This is a genomic window from Argonema antarcticum A004/B2, from assembly GCF_023333585.1.
In the GTDB taxonomy this organism is placed as follows: domain Bacteria; phylum Cyanobacteriota; class Cyanobacteriia; order Cyanobacteriales; family Aerosakkonemataceae; genus Argonema; species Argonema antarcticum.
Genome location: NZ_JAIQZN010000045.1, coordinates 35,763 through 49,202 on the forward strand (window position 1 = coordinate 35,763; position 13,440 = coordinate 49,202).

Genomic DNA, 13,440 nt, shown 5'->3' on the forward strand with positions numbered 1-13,440 from the left:
AACATTCAACTAAATGGAAACAACATCTGAGTATAGTTGTGCCTACTGTGGCGAACCGAATTTCATCTTTGTTGACCTGAGTGCGGGTGGACAGCAATCTTATATTGAAGATTGTCAAGTTTGCTGTCGTCCTAATGTTCTGTATATACGGGTGGATGAAGAAACTCTCGATGTTGAGATTGACAGTGAATATGAAGGATAGCATCCAATTCATCAAATTTTGACTTTAACCCGGAAGCTTGTTTTCAGGTAGTGTATCTAGGATCGACCGAATTATATTAGGAGACTTTTAATGCCACAGAAATCGAATTACAAACAGGTATTCCAGCTAGCATTAGTTGGTGTTAGTGCGTCTTTATTCTTGACACCCAACTTAAATGCTATAGCCACAAACGAGACACCCACTGTCAGGAATAGGGCAACAGCTAACCCACAATTCTTAATCGCTCAACAGAGTCGCACGCGGCGCATTCAGTTTGCGCGAGGAACAAACTCAGCTACTGTACGAGATGCTGTAGTAAGAGGCACCAGAGATACTTATCTGGTTAACGCTCGCGCACGCCAGACAATGACAGTCCGCATCACGTCCCTCGAACAAAATGCTGTTTTTGACATCATCGCGCCAAATGGACGAACTCTCAAGCAAGAAGCCACCAGCTTTACTGGCAGATTGCCTGCGAGGGGAGACTATCGGATTGTCGTCGGTGGTACGCGAGGAAACGCAACTTACAATTTGCGAGTTACGATTAGATGAGGCTCAACGATCTAACTTAAGTTGCTAGTTAGATCGTTAAGGCTGGTATCAACAAGTACGTTGTTGTGCTTTAGCGCTCTTTAAGCGCTAAAGCGTAACAACGTACTTGTTGGCAACCGCTGTAAACCTTTACGGTAAATACTACTTCTCTGTGCTTGTAATAATCGGTTCTGCTCGGCTAGTATGCGATCGATCGCCAAGACTGCCTCTTTTTGGACAGGGCGAGTTTCTACCGATTTCAAGCAATGAAGAGATCCCCCCAAACCCGCCTTAAAAAGAGGGGCTTTGAGAGAAGAAGGTATAGGGGCGGTGGTAAATATTTTTGAAATTGGTATTAAGACATATTTATAGTCTCGGAGGTACCCGCTTATGACCAAGACTACAGTAAATCCCTCGAACAATCCGGGCGGGGGTTTGTATGTCCAATCTCCCGAAGGACAACAACTTGTATTTCCCCTAAAACATACGGAAGTTCAGGCAAAAATTGCTGGTAATCTGTCGCGGGTGGAAGTGACACAAACTTTTGAAAATCCGTTTACAGAACCTTTGGAAGCTGTCTATATTTTTCCATTGCCGGATGAGGCGGCGGTGGATGATATGGAGATTAAGATAGGCTCGCGCATCATCAAAGGTAACATCAAAAAACGCGAAGAAGCGAAACAAATCTACGAAGAAGCCAAACGCCAAGGACGCACCGCTGGATTATTAGAACAAGAACGGGATAATATCTTTACCCAATCTCTTGCTAACATCAAGCCTGGTGAAGAAATTGATGTCACCATTCGTTACACCGATAGCTTAAAATTTGAGGGCGGTGACTACGAATTTGTCTTTCCAATGGTAGTTGGGCCGCGATTTATTCCCGGTACGCCGATCGCTATTAACACCTCTGGCGGTGGTACAGCTACAGCACCGATGACATTAAACAGCGATACCGACGAGGTTCCAGATGCTTCGCGGCTCAATGCGCCAGTGCTACCGCCGGGAACTCGTTCTGGGCATGATATTGGCGTTACGGTCGAAATTGACGCGGGTATTCCCATCCAAAATGTGCGATCGACTTCTCACCAAATTCGCATCGAACACATCAACAAAAATTCTGACCTTCCTTCCCCCCGTGGCGGGGGGACTGAGGGGGGTCAAATCGTGCGAGTGAAACTGGGTGGCGAAGACACAATTCCCAACAAAGATTTGATTCTCCGCTATCAAGTTGCTGGCGACAACACCCAAGCAACTGTGCTAACTCAATCCGATGAACGAGGCGGACATTTCGCTATTTATCTCATCCCAGCATTAGAATATCGCACAAATGAAATAGTGCCAAAAGATGTGGTATTCCTGATGGATACCTCCGGTTCCCAAGATGGCGATCCGCTGCGGAAATCTCAGGAATTAATGCGGCGATTTATCAATGGGTTAAATCCTGACGACACATTCACAATTATCGATTTTTCCGATATTACAACTCAGCTATCAGCAGCACCTTTGCCAAATACACCGCAAAATCGTGCCAAAGCGATCGACTATATCAATCAGTTGCAAGCTAATGGGGGCACTTATTTACTTAATGGCATTCGTGCGGTGCTGAATTACCCAGCAGCACCGGCAGGAAGATTGCGGAGTATTGTGCTGTTAACTGATGGCTACATCGGTAATGACAATGAAATTCTGGCGGAAGTGCAGCGGGAATTGAAACCGGGAAATCGCCTTTATAGTTTTGGTGTTGGTAGTTCTGTAAATCGGTTTTTGCTCGATCGCATTGCAGAGATTGGACGAGGAACTTCTCAAGTTATTCGTCAGGATGAACCTAGTCAGGAAGTCGCCGAAAAGTTTTTCCGACAAATCAATAATCCGGTACTGACGAATATTGAAATAAGCTGGCAAGGTGGTATGAAATCACAAGAAATATACCCATCTACAGCGCCAGATTTGTTTGCGGAACAGCCGCTAGTTTTGTTTGGACGGAAACGCGATCGCACCGCTGGAAAACTGCACATCACAGGTGTTGCTGCTGGTGGCAAACGTTATGAAAAGACCTTTGAACTCAATTTTGAGTCAAGTGGGAATCCGGCTATTGCCCAACTTTGGGGACGTGCCAAAATTAAAGATTTGATGAATCAAATGTTTGGTGTGGAAACCACCAGCGGGGTAGAGGCGGTTACAGAGACAGCTTTGACTTATCAGCTTTTGTCGCAATACACGGCTTTTGTTGCTGTTAGCGATGACGTGCGGGTCGATCCAGAAGGGAAATCAGTATCCGTGCAAGTGCCAGTTGAGATGCCAGAAGGCGTTAGCTATCGGGGTATTTTCGGACAAGTTGTTGCTTCCGCCCCGCGTCAAGTTACGCGATCGCAAGCAAAAGCAAGATTAGGATGGTTCAGTAGTTCTCCAGAAGAAGAAGAGAATGATGAATTTTTACAATTGGAAAGGATGAGCTTTTCCCCTAGCTACTCAACTGAGGTAATGAAAGACATCTTGCTGCTAGACGTAACTCCTCTGTCTTTGGGTGTGGAAACTTTGGGCGGCGCGATGACCAAAATTATCCCGCGCAATACCACTATTCCCACTAAAAAGTCACGAGTTTTTTCAACTACTGCGGATAATCAGACAGGAGTGGAAATTCACGTACTGCTAGGTGAACGTGAAATGGCTAATGATAATAAGTTATTGGGGAAATTGCGCCTAGATGGAATTCCACGTGCGCCTCGTGGAGTTCCTCAAATTGAAGTGACTTTCGATATTGATGTCAACGGTATTCTCACGGTGACAGCACAGGACTTGGCGACTGGTAAAAACCAATTTATCAGCATCAGTGGTGCTACAACTTTGCCGCAAAATGAAGTTGAAAAGATGGTGAAGTCAGCTGAAATTAATGCGGTAGCCGATCAAGAGTGGCGTGATAATATCGATCGCCAGAATCTGACAGATTTTCAGGCTTACCAAGCTGCTTCTCAGCTTGGCGAACTCGGTTCTCAAGTCCCAGATACGGATATAGTGCAGGTAGAAGGGTTGATCGAATACCAATTCGATCGAAAACTGTCGGCCCGATCGCCAGAAGTTCTAGATGAATATTTGCCTGTAGATACCAACTTTGCTGAAGTCCAAGATGGCGACTTAGATTTTGATGATGATATTATCATCGCCGATTACGAAGTAATTGACTCCCAGTTGCAAGTTATCAGTGTGACGGGATTGGATGAAGCAGCTATTAATGCGATCGCGAAACATCTGGAACTGGTGAATTTGCCTTCTGGTTTCAGTGGCGAAATTGTGTTTGAGTTTACCGTAGGCAAAGGTCGCGTGGGGCGAATTATGTTGGATGAGGAAGCTTCAAGTTTGAAGGAGGCGCAGATAATCGAGATGATTAAGCGATCGATCGTCACTTGGCTACCTCCCCAATCTGCTACAGGCACAGTTCGCGTAACATTGCGAATCAATTCATAGTTTTCAGCGGTAGGGTGGGCATTGCCCACCCTACTCCCTCATAATTCTGCGCTGGTTAGAGACAGCATTTGTAGCTTCTCGACTGTTTCTAGAGTGATGGCTGGAATAGGCGGACGTAGGCAAAGATACACCAGCGGCCCAAACAAAGGAACTAACGCCAGTACCCAAAACATTTGCGAATCTTTAATACCCCGACGCGCCATGTCATCGTCAAATAATGATGTCAATGGAAATACCAGACACATCAAGCAAAAATCAATACTTATAAGCTGAACAAAGGGCGTGGTTTGGAACTGTTGAAAGTAATCTGCCCAATCTCCAGCAATTAACCCGTAGGCAAATAAGGCGATCGTACTTAAAAGGAGAGCAATGCCTGTCGATCGCTTATCTAGAATTCTAAGCAAGTAATCCTTTTGCCCGGTGAATTCTTGATTGCGATCGCGCAGGAATAAATAAGGTAAAAGACAAATTACTCCGGTTCCGTTTGACCCGATAAAATAAGGCCATGCCATAAACTTTTGCATTTTGCCATCAAAGAACATCAGGCAAGCATAAATCATCGGCCAAACGCCCATCAAGATGAATAGGACGGGGATAATGGGGTTAAGGTTGCCCCACTGGAGCGTTAATAGCTTTTGAACCAAAGGCAATGTGTCTGGTCGATCGAGAGGAGCCAGCCACACAGTATAGCTTACAAATAGCACCCATATCAAAAACAATGTTACTTTTCTGTTCATAATCTAACCAATGACTTGACACTATTTTACCCACTAACATTAAAATTACAAACGCAGTAAATTACGTCTATCTTTGGTAAAGTTATCGTCCGGTGGCGGTAACAGCTTATTAAGCCAGCTTTACACTGGATTCTGGCAGCTGAGGACGCAAGCAAAGATATAACACTGGGCCAAACAGAGGAATTAGGGACACAGCCCAGAAAATTTGCCTATTTTTGACGCCTCGACGCGCCATATCGTCTCCCAGGAGTGCGGGGAACAATAGACAAAGCGTACAAAAATCCAGGCTCATAACATGAATAAAGTTACTGGTTTGCCACTGTTGAATAAAGTCTCCCCAATCTCCAGCTACTAAGCCGTAGGCGACTAAACCGACAGTAGCCAAACCAATTAAAAGACCTGTAAAGCGGGAATCTAATATCTTTAGAAAGATATTTTTTTGCCCGGTAAATTCTTGATTTGGTTCGCGCAAAGCTAGATAGGGCAATAAGGCAAATGCGCCTATTGCAAAAGACCCTGCCGCAAAAGGCCATGCTGGTATCTTCTGTTCTTTGCCGTCGATGAACAGCAGGCAACTGTATATGACCGGCCAAACACCCATGATATAGAATAGGGACACAATTATGGGATTAATTCCTTCTAATTTGCCTAGAGAGAGATTTTTAATCAAAGTCCATGTGTCTGGTTGGGTAGGGGGAGCGAGTAGAGAGGCGTAGCTGGCCAAACCAATCCACAGCAACCAAAATGCAATTTTTCTGCTCATAGTTGTAACTTCTAGGCCCAGGCGAATCGGGAATTGTTAACTCAAGGCTTCGGAGAGATAATCGGCGGCGGCTTCAACGAGGGCGATCGCATTTTCATACACCATCCGCGTTGGCCCCAAAACGCCTACACTTCCCACCGGCACTGTACCCTGCCGATAAGTTGCAGAAATCAGCGTACAGGCGCGTATAGGTTCCAAAGTATTTTCCGAACCAATTCGCACTGTCGCCCGTTTACCTTGTGGCAGAGGTATCCCGCCTATTACTTGCACTTCTGGTGATTTAAAAATTAACGGCCACAGCAGATCCTGTTCTTCTTCTAGCAGGTGAATCAGGGTCTTAATTTGCTGCAACTCGGTAAATTCTGGCTGACGCAACATCTCGGCGACGCCGCGAATCAGTATTTGTGTGGAAGCCTGCGGTTGACTGCGACGGGTCATAAGAGCAAGTAAATTTTTCAGGAATTCAGCATATTGTTGAAATTCCTGACCCAGCTGACTCCAGTTTAGTGCTGCCAATTCCAAGAGCGATCGGCCCCGCAGCTCGCTATTCAAAAAGTTAGATAAAATTTGCAACTCTCGCTCTATAATTTCTGCATCCGGTTCGGAGGCGTCAATTGGTGGGGGTAAATCCATCAAAACCGACTGCGTTTCATACCCATCTGTCACCACAATTAACATCACCTGTCCCGGATCGATTTGCACCAATTGCAGATGTCGCAGTTGGGTGTTACGAGTTTGGGGCATCGTGATCAGGGTAATGTACCCGCTCACAGTAGCGAGAATTTGCGCCGCACCCTGTAGGAGTGCCTCAAAGCTCCAATCCTCCTTTTTCAGCCTGTCTTCAAGTAGTTGTTCTACCTGACGTGCCAGGGTTTCGTCTGGCGCGATCAGTTGGTCAACATAAATTCGGTAGCCAGAGTCTGAGGGAACCCGTCCGGCGGAAGTATGAGGTTGATACAGCAATCCAGCTTTTTCTAAGACGCCCATTGCATTGCGAATCGTGGCTGGGCTGACGCTGAGCCTGTACTCTTCTACCAAGGCTTTCGAGCCCACTGGTTCTGCCGTGGCAATATAGTGACGAACCGTTGCCCAAAGGATATGCTGCTGGCGATCGGTAAGATGGATTTGCATAGACGTTTTGAGCGAAAGACGAATTGAATCGAATCGAGTTTAAAAAAAATTGCCGGGATTCAGATAGAGAATCCACCTATACCAGATCTTTCTGACGATAGTTGTAACAAAAACAACCAGTGCTTTGGGGCTAAGTGCGGCTCCTGAGTCAGTTGTATGTACAGGATAGCAAAGAACGCGGCCACTTCACCCACTGGTAATAGGGGAATTTTAAATTTTTGATTTTAGATTTAAAAACTTTACTTTTGAATTGAGAGATAAGGGAATTTTAAATTTTTGATTTTAGATTTGAGAACTTTACTTTTGAATTGAAGATTTTCAATTCTTTAATCTAAAATTCCGTTTATTAATAGCGGGGAATTGTAGGGTCAACTACGATCGAGTAGGCATCAATGCCACCTGTAACATTTTTGACATTGGTGAACCCTTGTGCTATCAACCACTGACACATTTGGGCGGAACGAATACCGTGGTGGCACATCACGATCGTTTCTGCGTGGGGATCGAACCTGGTTTGGATCTCGCCAGACCGCTCGGCAAATTCACTCAAGGGTAGATTCTCGAAACCCGACAAGCTGGCTAGCGCAAGTTCTTGCGGTTCGCGAACATCCACCAGCTGTAGATCTTCCTTACCAACCGCTAGACGATTGGCCAAATCATCCACACTAATTTCGGGGATGGGTTGTTTGAATGCCTGAAAGTTGGTCACAAATGCCCCTCGCAATGCCGAGGTGTATTATACCACTTTTAAATGAAAGGATGCTCCTCGTTTTGTGGGCGATCGGTTTGTTTTTGGTCGATAAAGTTTTTCATTGCAATGCGACGATTAGCCATAAACTGATTCCAGAAACCGGGATACAGGTCGTCCATCGTTTTAGCGATCGACCAGACTTCCATCCCCATCATTTTATAGAGAGAGCGATCGGCCCGTTGCAAGTCTTCTAGCCGTTGCTCAACATTTTCGCCGGGAGATTTGAGAAGAGTTTGCTTTTGAGATTGAGTTGGTTCGCTATATGTTAGCTCAAGCATTGCGATCGCCTCTGAGGTATGAAAATGTATAAAGCTATGGTGACAAGGACTTGCAGTGCAGTTAGATCGCAACCGTTGCCCAAGCACCCTCAGAACTAGGCCGTGCTTTCAGTCAAAAATTTAGCACCCCAAGGCTGAAAGCTTGTATAAAAAGGACAGTCTGTTAACTGGGATCGGGGATGCTGTTCGGGAAACCTGTGCAGATAACCGCCAGCTAGGCTTTTTGCCGCCTCCGTGCTTACCAGTACTAAACTCTGTTTTAGCATTAAGAGAAGAGATAACACCCTGAAAAGCGAAGATTTTACGCTAGCTTGATGAAAGCTTTAAAGGTTTTTAGCGATTTCGGTCCAACCATAGGCGGTGGCGCGATCGCTTTTGCAGGGTATCCAAAATCAGAATTTACGCACTATCACCCTCCAAACCCGGTTTCTCGTTCTCACCCTCAAGCTGAAATGAGGCAATTACCTTAAAAAACCGGGTTTTTGCGTAAATGCTACAAAATATTAAAGGCGATCGGTTTAGCAGCATTGCGCCGCCCATCTGTGTTATTGCAGCACGAGACACAAGGGGGAAAAGAAAGCCTGCGTTTCCTGAGTACTATAGCAAAGTGCTTCGGCTAGCGATCGTACCCAAATATCAAGGGCGAAAGTGCTTCCCCCCTACAGATACTACCGAGTCACAAGAGAACGAAATCTCCACAGGGGCAAATTCAATGAAAGGCAAAGCTTTGTTGGCACAGCAACTGACAAGTAATATATTTATATTCTTTTATGCCTTATTAAGCAGCCTCTGGATTTTATGTTCTGACCAGATGCTCAAGCTTTTGACAAATGACGAAACCTTGTTAACTCATTTACAGACTATCAAAGGTTGGTTTTTTGTACTCATTACCAGCTGGCTGCTGCATAAACTGAACAAACGCAATCAACGCCAAATCCACCAAGCCAAACAGCAATATAGCAGCATTTTTGATAACGCTGTCGAAGGCATTTATCAGGTACAACAGGATGGACATTATATTAATGCAAATCCTGCATTAGCAAGCATTTATGGCTACTCCACAGTAGATGAACTGATCGCCAATCTCAGCTGGCAAAAGCTGGATGTTGACCCCAGAAAGCGTACCCATATTGCGGAAACACTGCCAAAAATTGACACTTTGTCGGGAGTGGAGTTTGAGGTTTACCGCAAAGATGGCAGTATCATCTGGACAGTGGAAAACATCCGCGCTGTTCGAGATAATTTGGGCGCACTTCTTTATTATCAAGGCACGGTGCAAGACATCACCAAAGTCTCTAGCGAAACTGAAGAAAATTTCCCAGAGTCAAGCGATAGCATATTACACGCCGTTATCGAAGGAATGACAGATGCGGTTTTTGTCAAGAATCTTCAAGGGCAGTATTTGATGGTTAATGCAGCGGGTGCTAACTTCCTGGGTAAGTCTGCCGCTCAAATAATCGGTAAGCATGACTGGGAATTATTTTCATCTGAAATAGCACGAAAAATTAGGGAGAGCGATCGCAGAGTTATAGCTACATTTGAAACTGAAACTTACGAGCAAGTTGCTACAATAAACGACATTAAACGAATATTTATAATTAGCAAAAGCGTCTATCGCGACTCCCAAGGCAACTCTCTAGGTTTGATTAGTATCGCTAGAGATATCACCGATTACAAGCAGGCAGAGGCAGAACGTTTTTATTTGCTCGAACAACTCAAACGAGATACTCAAGATTTGGCTGCCCTTACGGAAATCACCGCTAATGCGCCCAGTTCTTTGAATTTAGATCAACTTTTGAATATGCTGCTCAAACAAATTGTACAAGTATTGGCAGCAGATATAGCGATAATTTTACTTGAAGACAATAGTGTTTTAAGCTACTGTGCTGGGATCGGAATCAGCGAAGAAGTTATCTCAAGCTATGTAATGCCTATCGGTCAAGGTTTTGCTGGCTCGATCGCAGCAACCGTGCAGCCGCTCTACATTGAAGATCCCCTGAATAAACCCAGTGCAGAAACATTGCATCCAACTACTTTACAATTCATCCTTCAGGTGGATATTCGCACGATGCTGGGCGTACCGCTGAAGCGCAATGACAATTGTATTGGCGTTATTCAGATCGGTTGGTTCAACACCCATCCTTATAGCGAGCGCGAGATTCACCTCTTACAAATTACTGCGGAACGCTGTGCAATGGCAATTGTTAATTCCCAACTATACGAACAAACCGAAAAATTACAAAAACTCCGAAAATTGCAAATTGAGCGGATGCCTATAGGATTCATTCTCACCGATAAAGAATTTAACTTTTTAGATTGGAATCCTGCTGCTGAAACAATATTTGGCTTCACGAAGTCAGAAGTACTGGGTAAAAAACTATCAATAATTATTCCCGAATCAGCTAAATCTGATATGGATGCGATCTTGCAGCGTCTTAAGCAGGGAGATATGACCGCCCATAGCGTCAACGAAAACATCACAAAAAAGGGAAATACAATCCTTTGCGAATGGCGCAATACTCCGCTCAAGGAAGTTGATGGTACAGTCTTCGGGCATCTTTTAATGGTGCAAGATATCACCGAACGCAGACGATCGCAGGAAGAACGGATCAGATATGCGTTTTACGATGCGCTGACGGGATTGCCAAACCGGGCTTGGTTTTTGGAACATTTGGGACAAGTTCTAGCGCGATCGCAACAGGAAGCAGGGGAACAGGGAAGAATTCCCCAATGTCCAATGCCCAATGCCCAATCCCCCATACGCAACTTTGCCGTACTTTTGCTAAATTTAGACCGCTTCGAGATAGTTAAATCTAGCCTGGGGCATCTAATTGCCGATCAACTGCTGATTGCTACGGCTCGGCAGATCGAGCAGTGTCTGCGTTCAAAAGATCGGGTTGCTTATCTTGGCAGAGACGAGTTCGCAATTCTGCTGGATAATATCTCCGATGTCAGCGTTGCGAAGGATATCGCCGATCGCATTTATGAACAGCTAACATTGCCTTTCGATCTTGACGGACACGAAATATTCTCCACTAGCAGCATCGGTATTGCCATCGGCGCAAACCTATTTGGTTCCCCTGATTACGAACGCCCAGAAGACTTTTTGCGTGCAGCCGATACCGCAATGTCCCAAGCTAAAGGACGTGGAGGCCCAGTAATATTTGAGCCAGAATGGCACGCACACGCCCTATATCGCTTGCAGTTGGACACAGATTTGCGCCGAGCGATCGAGCGTCAGGAGTTCGAGCTGCAATACCAGCCAATTGTGTCCCTGCAAACTTGCGAAATTATTGGTTTTGAGGCGTTGTTGCGCTGGTTTCACCCCACGCGGGGTTTAGTTTCCCCACTTGAGTTTGTCCCAGTTGCAGAAGAAACCAGATTGATTGTACCGATCGGTCAGTGGGTATTGCGGACAGCCTGTCAGCAGTTGCGGATCTGGCAACGGCAATTTGGGCGTAATTTGACTATCAGCGTGAATCTGTCGCCTATTCAGCTAGGAGAAGCCAACTTAATTTTCCAAATTGACGCAATTCTGCAAGAAGTTTGGATTGCACCAAATACTTTGAAGCTGGAGATTACGGAAAGCACAATTATGAGCAATACCGAATCTGCGATCGGTCTGCTTGAGCAACTTAAGCAAAGGAAGATTCAGCTTTGTATTGATGATTTTGGCACTGGGTATTCATCTCTGAGCTATCTGCACCGTTTTCCGATCGATACGTTAAAGATCGATCGATCGTTTGTCAGCCGCATGAGCGTGGATACGGAAAATTTAGAAATTGTTCGCGTTATTATAACCCTCGCTCATAATTTAGGCATGGATGTCATAGCAGAAGGTGTAGAAAATATTGAGCAATTGGCACTACTTCAAGCGCTTGGATGCGAATGCGGACAAGGCTACTTGTTTTCCAAACCGTTAGACAGCGAAGCCGCAGCCGCATTCTTAGAAAAAGAAAATGGGGCACTCGATGGTAAGGATTAATAGCTAATAATAGATCTTGTAATTGTGATGAATACTAAGCCTCCTCAGACTTGGAAATGCGAACACACTCTCAAAGGACACACAGCATCGGTGAATGCCGTTGCGATCGATCCTCAAGGCAATATCCTTGCCTGCGGTAGCGATGACAGAACAGTCAGTCTGTGGGATCTCAAAACCGGAAAACGCATTTTCACCTTTTTTGGGCTATTAAACGCTGTTTTTTCAGTCGCCTTCAGTCCGCGAACACCTCTTCTGGTTAGTGGCGACTTCGACAAGACAATTACTTGCTGGAATCTGGATACAAAAGCAGTGCGTAGCTTTTCGAGTCAGTCTGGAACTAACCACGCACATTCCGGCTACATTTTCTCCGTCGCCTTTACCCCTGATGGCGAAACTCTTGCCAGTGGAAGTGCCGACAAAAATATCAAAATTTGGAATATACCCAGATGGGTGTCAACCCGCACATTGCGCGGACATACAGACACAGTTTGGTCTATTGCCATCAGTCCCGACGGTCAAATTCTAGCTAGCGCTAGTGCAGATAAAACTATCAGACTTTGGCGTTTAAACAGTTGGGAAGAACCCCGCATTCTTACCGGACATTCAGGTTGGGTAACATCGGTTGCGATCGGTCACCAAGGTAAAATTCTGGCTAGTGGAAGTCAAGATTCGACAATTAAATTATGGAATCTCAATACGGTCAAATTACTCTACACTTTGAGCGGACATTCAGCTGCGGTTTGGTCTGTTGCTTTTAGCCAAGATAAACAGATTTTAGCCAGCGCAGGGAAGGACGGCGTTAAGCTTTGGAACTTAAGTAAGGGAGAACTGCTGCATAATCTTTCTGGGCGTCATCCTATTGCTTTTAGTCCTGATGGAAAGACGCTAGTTACTGGCGGTGACGGTACGAATCTTAAGATTTGGCGTCAATATGTTCCGGTGACTGAATCTGCACCTAACCCGGCGTTATCTGGAGAATGGTACTCAATTTTGGGTGTGGATAAGTTAGCTTCTCCCCAAGAAGTTAAACTAGCTTATCGTCGATTAATTAAGCAATATCATCCCGATCTCAATCGATCTGCCAATGCTAAAGATATTATGCAGGCAATCAATGAAGCTTATGCAAAGTTTGAAGAAGAGGCTAGGGGGTAATTTTAGATTTTAGATTTAGTTTAAATGGGTCTAGACGAATTATTATTATGCTAATGTTCACTCCTGTTCATTTTGTAGGGCACGGCATCATTAATATGTCGGTCCTACCAAAATTTTAATTAGCTGTGCTACTACTACAGATCCTGTTCATTTTGTAGTAGCACAGCTAATCAATATGTCGGTCATACCAAGATTTTAATTAGCTGTGCTACTACTACAGATCCTGTTCATTTTGTAGGGCACGGCATCATAAATATGTCGGTCATACAAAAGATTTATAGCAACCGCCAGGGCGATTAAGCCAACTCCAACTGTTACCTTTAGTCCATAATCCCTTACTTCGTCAAGCTTTTCCCTCTTCCCTAGCCCCTAGCCCCTAGCCCCTAGTCCCTAGCTATAAATATGCCGTGTCCAAAGCAGCATATTTGACACGAAAGAACCCCCC

At 45.0% G+C, this 13,440-nt stretch carries 11 protein-coding genes; 5 read left to right on the forward strand and 6 right to left on the reverse strand.

The features are described 5' to 3' along the window. Positions 1 to 13 precede the first annotated feature (13 nt). Together LAY57_RS19250 and LAY57_RS19255 are read left to right on the forward strand one after the other, a co-directional pair. On the forward strand, positions 14 to 202 hold the full coding sequence (locus tag LAY57_RS19250) for a CPXCG motif-containing cysteine-rich protein (RefSeq protein ID WP_249068434.1): 189 nt from the start codon (positions 14 to 16) through the stop codon (positions 200 to 202). Positions 203 to 292: 90 nt separating this feature from the next. Next, positions 293 to 754 (forward strand): hypothetical protein, encoded by a 462-nt coding sequence (locus LAY57_RS19255; RefSeq protein ID WP_249068435.1) that lies wholly within the window; start codon positions 293 to 295, stop codon positions 752 to 754. Positions 755 to 834: 80 nt separating this feature from the next. Here LAY57_RS19255 and LAY57_RS19260 read toward each other — a convergent pair whose 3' ends face one another. Then, positions 835 to 996: a hypothetical protein gene (locus LAY57_RS19260; RefSeq protein WP_249068436.1), complete on the reverse strand. Its 162-nt coding sequence runs from the start codon at positions 994 to 996 to the stop codon at positions 835 to 837. Between the two features lie 127 nt (positions 997 to 1,123). Here LAY57_RS19260 and LAY57_RS19265 point away from each other — a divergent pair, with 127 nt between their 5' ends. Further along, the gene (locus tag LAY57_RS19265; protein ID WP_249068437.1) at positions 1,124 to 4,198 is read left to right on the forward strand and encodes an Hsp70 family protein; all 3,075 of its coding nucleotides are present in this window, start codon (positions 1,124 to 1,126) and stop codon (positions 4,196 to 4,198) included. 38 nt (positions 4,199 to 4,236) lie between these two features. Here the strand turns inward: LAY57_RS19265 and LAY57_RS19270 are convergent, their stop codons facing one another. From LAY57_RS19270 to LAY57_RS19290, 5 genes are all read right to left on the reverse strand, one after another. After that, positions 4,237 to 4,935, reverse strand: coding sequence for a DUF2834 domain-containing protein (locus LAY57_RS19270; protein ID WP_249068438.1), 699 nt, complete (start codon positions 4,933 to 4,935; stop codon positions 4,237 to 4,239). A 109-nt stretch (positions 4,936 to 5,044) separates the two neighbouring features. Then, positions 5,045 to 5,698 (reverse strand): DUF2834 domain-containing protein, encoded by a 654-nt coding sequence (locus LAY57_RS19275; RefSeq protein ID WP_249068439.1) that lies wholly within the window; start codon positions 5,696 to 5,698, stop codon positions 5,045 to 5,047. 36 nt (positions 5,699 to 5,734) lie between these two features. Further along, entirely contained in the window at positions 5,735 to 6,829 is a 1,095-nt protein-coding gene (hrcA, locus tag LAY57_RS19280; protein ID WP_249068440.1) for a heat-inducible transcriptional repressor HrcA, read from the reverse strand. A gap of 346 nt (positions 6,830 to 7,175) precedes the next feature. Next, entirely contained in the window at positions 7,176 to 7,538 is a 363-nt protein-coding gene (locus LAY57_RS19285) for a rhodanese-like domain-containing protein (RefSeq protein ID WP_249068441.1), read from the reverse strand. A 38-nt stretch (positions 7,539 to 7,576) separates the two neighbouring features. Further along, positions 7,577 to 7,858, reverse strand: a complete 282-nt coding sequence (locus LAY57_RS19290; protein WP_249068442.1) for a hypothetical protein — start codon at positions 7,856 to 7,858, stop codon at positions 7,577 to 7,579. A gap of 490 nt (positions 7,859 to 8,348) precedes the next feature. On the opposite strand from LAY57_RS19290, the gene LAY57_RS19295 reads away from it, so the two are divergent. Together LAY57_RS19295 and LAY57_RS19300 are read left to right on the forward strand one after the other, a co-directional pair. Continuing rightward, complete coding sequence (locus LAY57_RS19295; RefSeq protein WP_249068443.1) at positions 8,349 to 11,843, forward strand: EAL domain-containing protein; 3,495 nt, start codon at positions 8,349 to 8,351, stop codon at positions 11,841 to 11,843. Positions 11,844 to 11,870: 27 nt separating this feature from the next. After that, a complete protein-coding gene (locus LAY57_RS19300; protein WP_249068444.1) occupies positions 11,871 to 12,995 on the forward strand; it encodes a WD40 domain-containing protein in 1,125 nt (374 codons plus the stop codon). Positions 12,996 to 13,440: the final 445 nt, after the last annotated feature.

Bases quoted from the DNA above. Each gene is read 5' to 3' on its own strand.
- LAY57_RS19295 (WP_249068443.1), top strand. From the start codon at position 8,349: ATGCTACAAAATATTAAAGGCGATCGGTTTAGCAGCATTGCGCCGCCC.
- LAY57_RS19300 (WP_249068444.1), top strand. From the start codon at position 11,871: ATGAATACTAAGCCTCCTCAGACTTGGAAATGCGAACACACTCTCAAA.
- LAY57_RS19265 (WP_249068437.1), top strand. From the start codon at position 1,124: ATGACCAAGACTACAGTAAATCCCTCGAACAATCCGGGCGGGGGTTTG.
- LAY57_RS19275 (WP_249068439.1), bottom strand. From the start codon at position 5,698: ATGAGCAGAAAAATTGCATTTTGGTTGCTGTGGATTGGTTTGGCCAGC.
- LAY57_RS19250 (WP_249068434.1), top strand. From the start codon at position 14: ATGGAAACAACATCTGAGTATAGTTGTGCCTACTGTGGCGAACCGAAT.
- hrcA (WP_249068440.1), bottom strand. From the start codon at position 6,829: ATGCAAATCCATCTTACCGATCGCCAGCAGCATATCCTTTGGGCAACG.
- LAY57_RS19290 (WP_249068442.1), bottom strand. From the start codon at position 7,858: ATGCTTGAGCTAACATATAGCGAACCAACTCAATCTCAAAAGCAAACT.
- LAY57_RS19270 (WP_249068438.1), bottom strand. From the start codon at position 4,935: ATGAACAGAAAAGTAACATTGTTTTTGATATGGGTGCTATTTGTAAGC.
- LAY57_RS19255 (WP_249068435.1), top strand. From the start codon at position 293: ATGCCACAGAAATCGAATTACAAACAGGTATTCCAGCTAGCATTAGTT.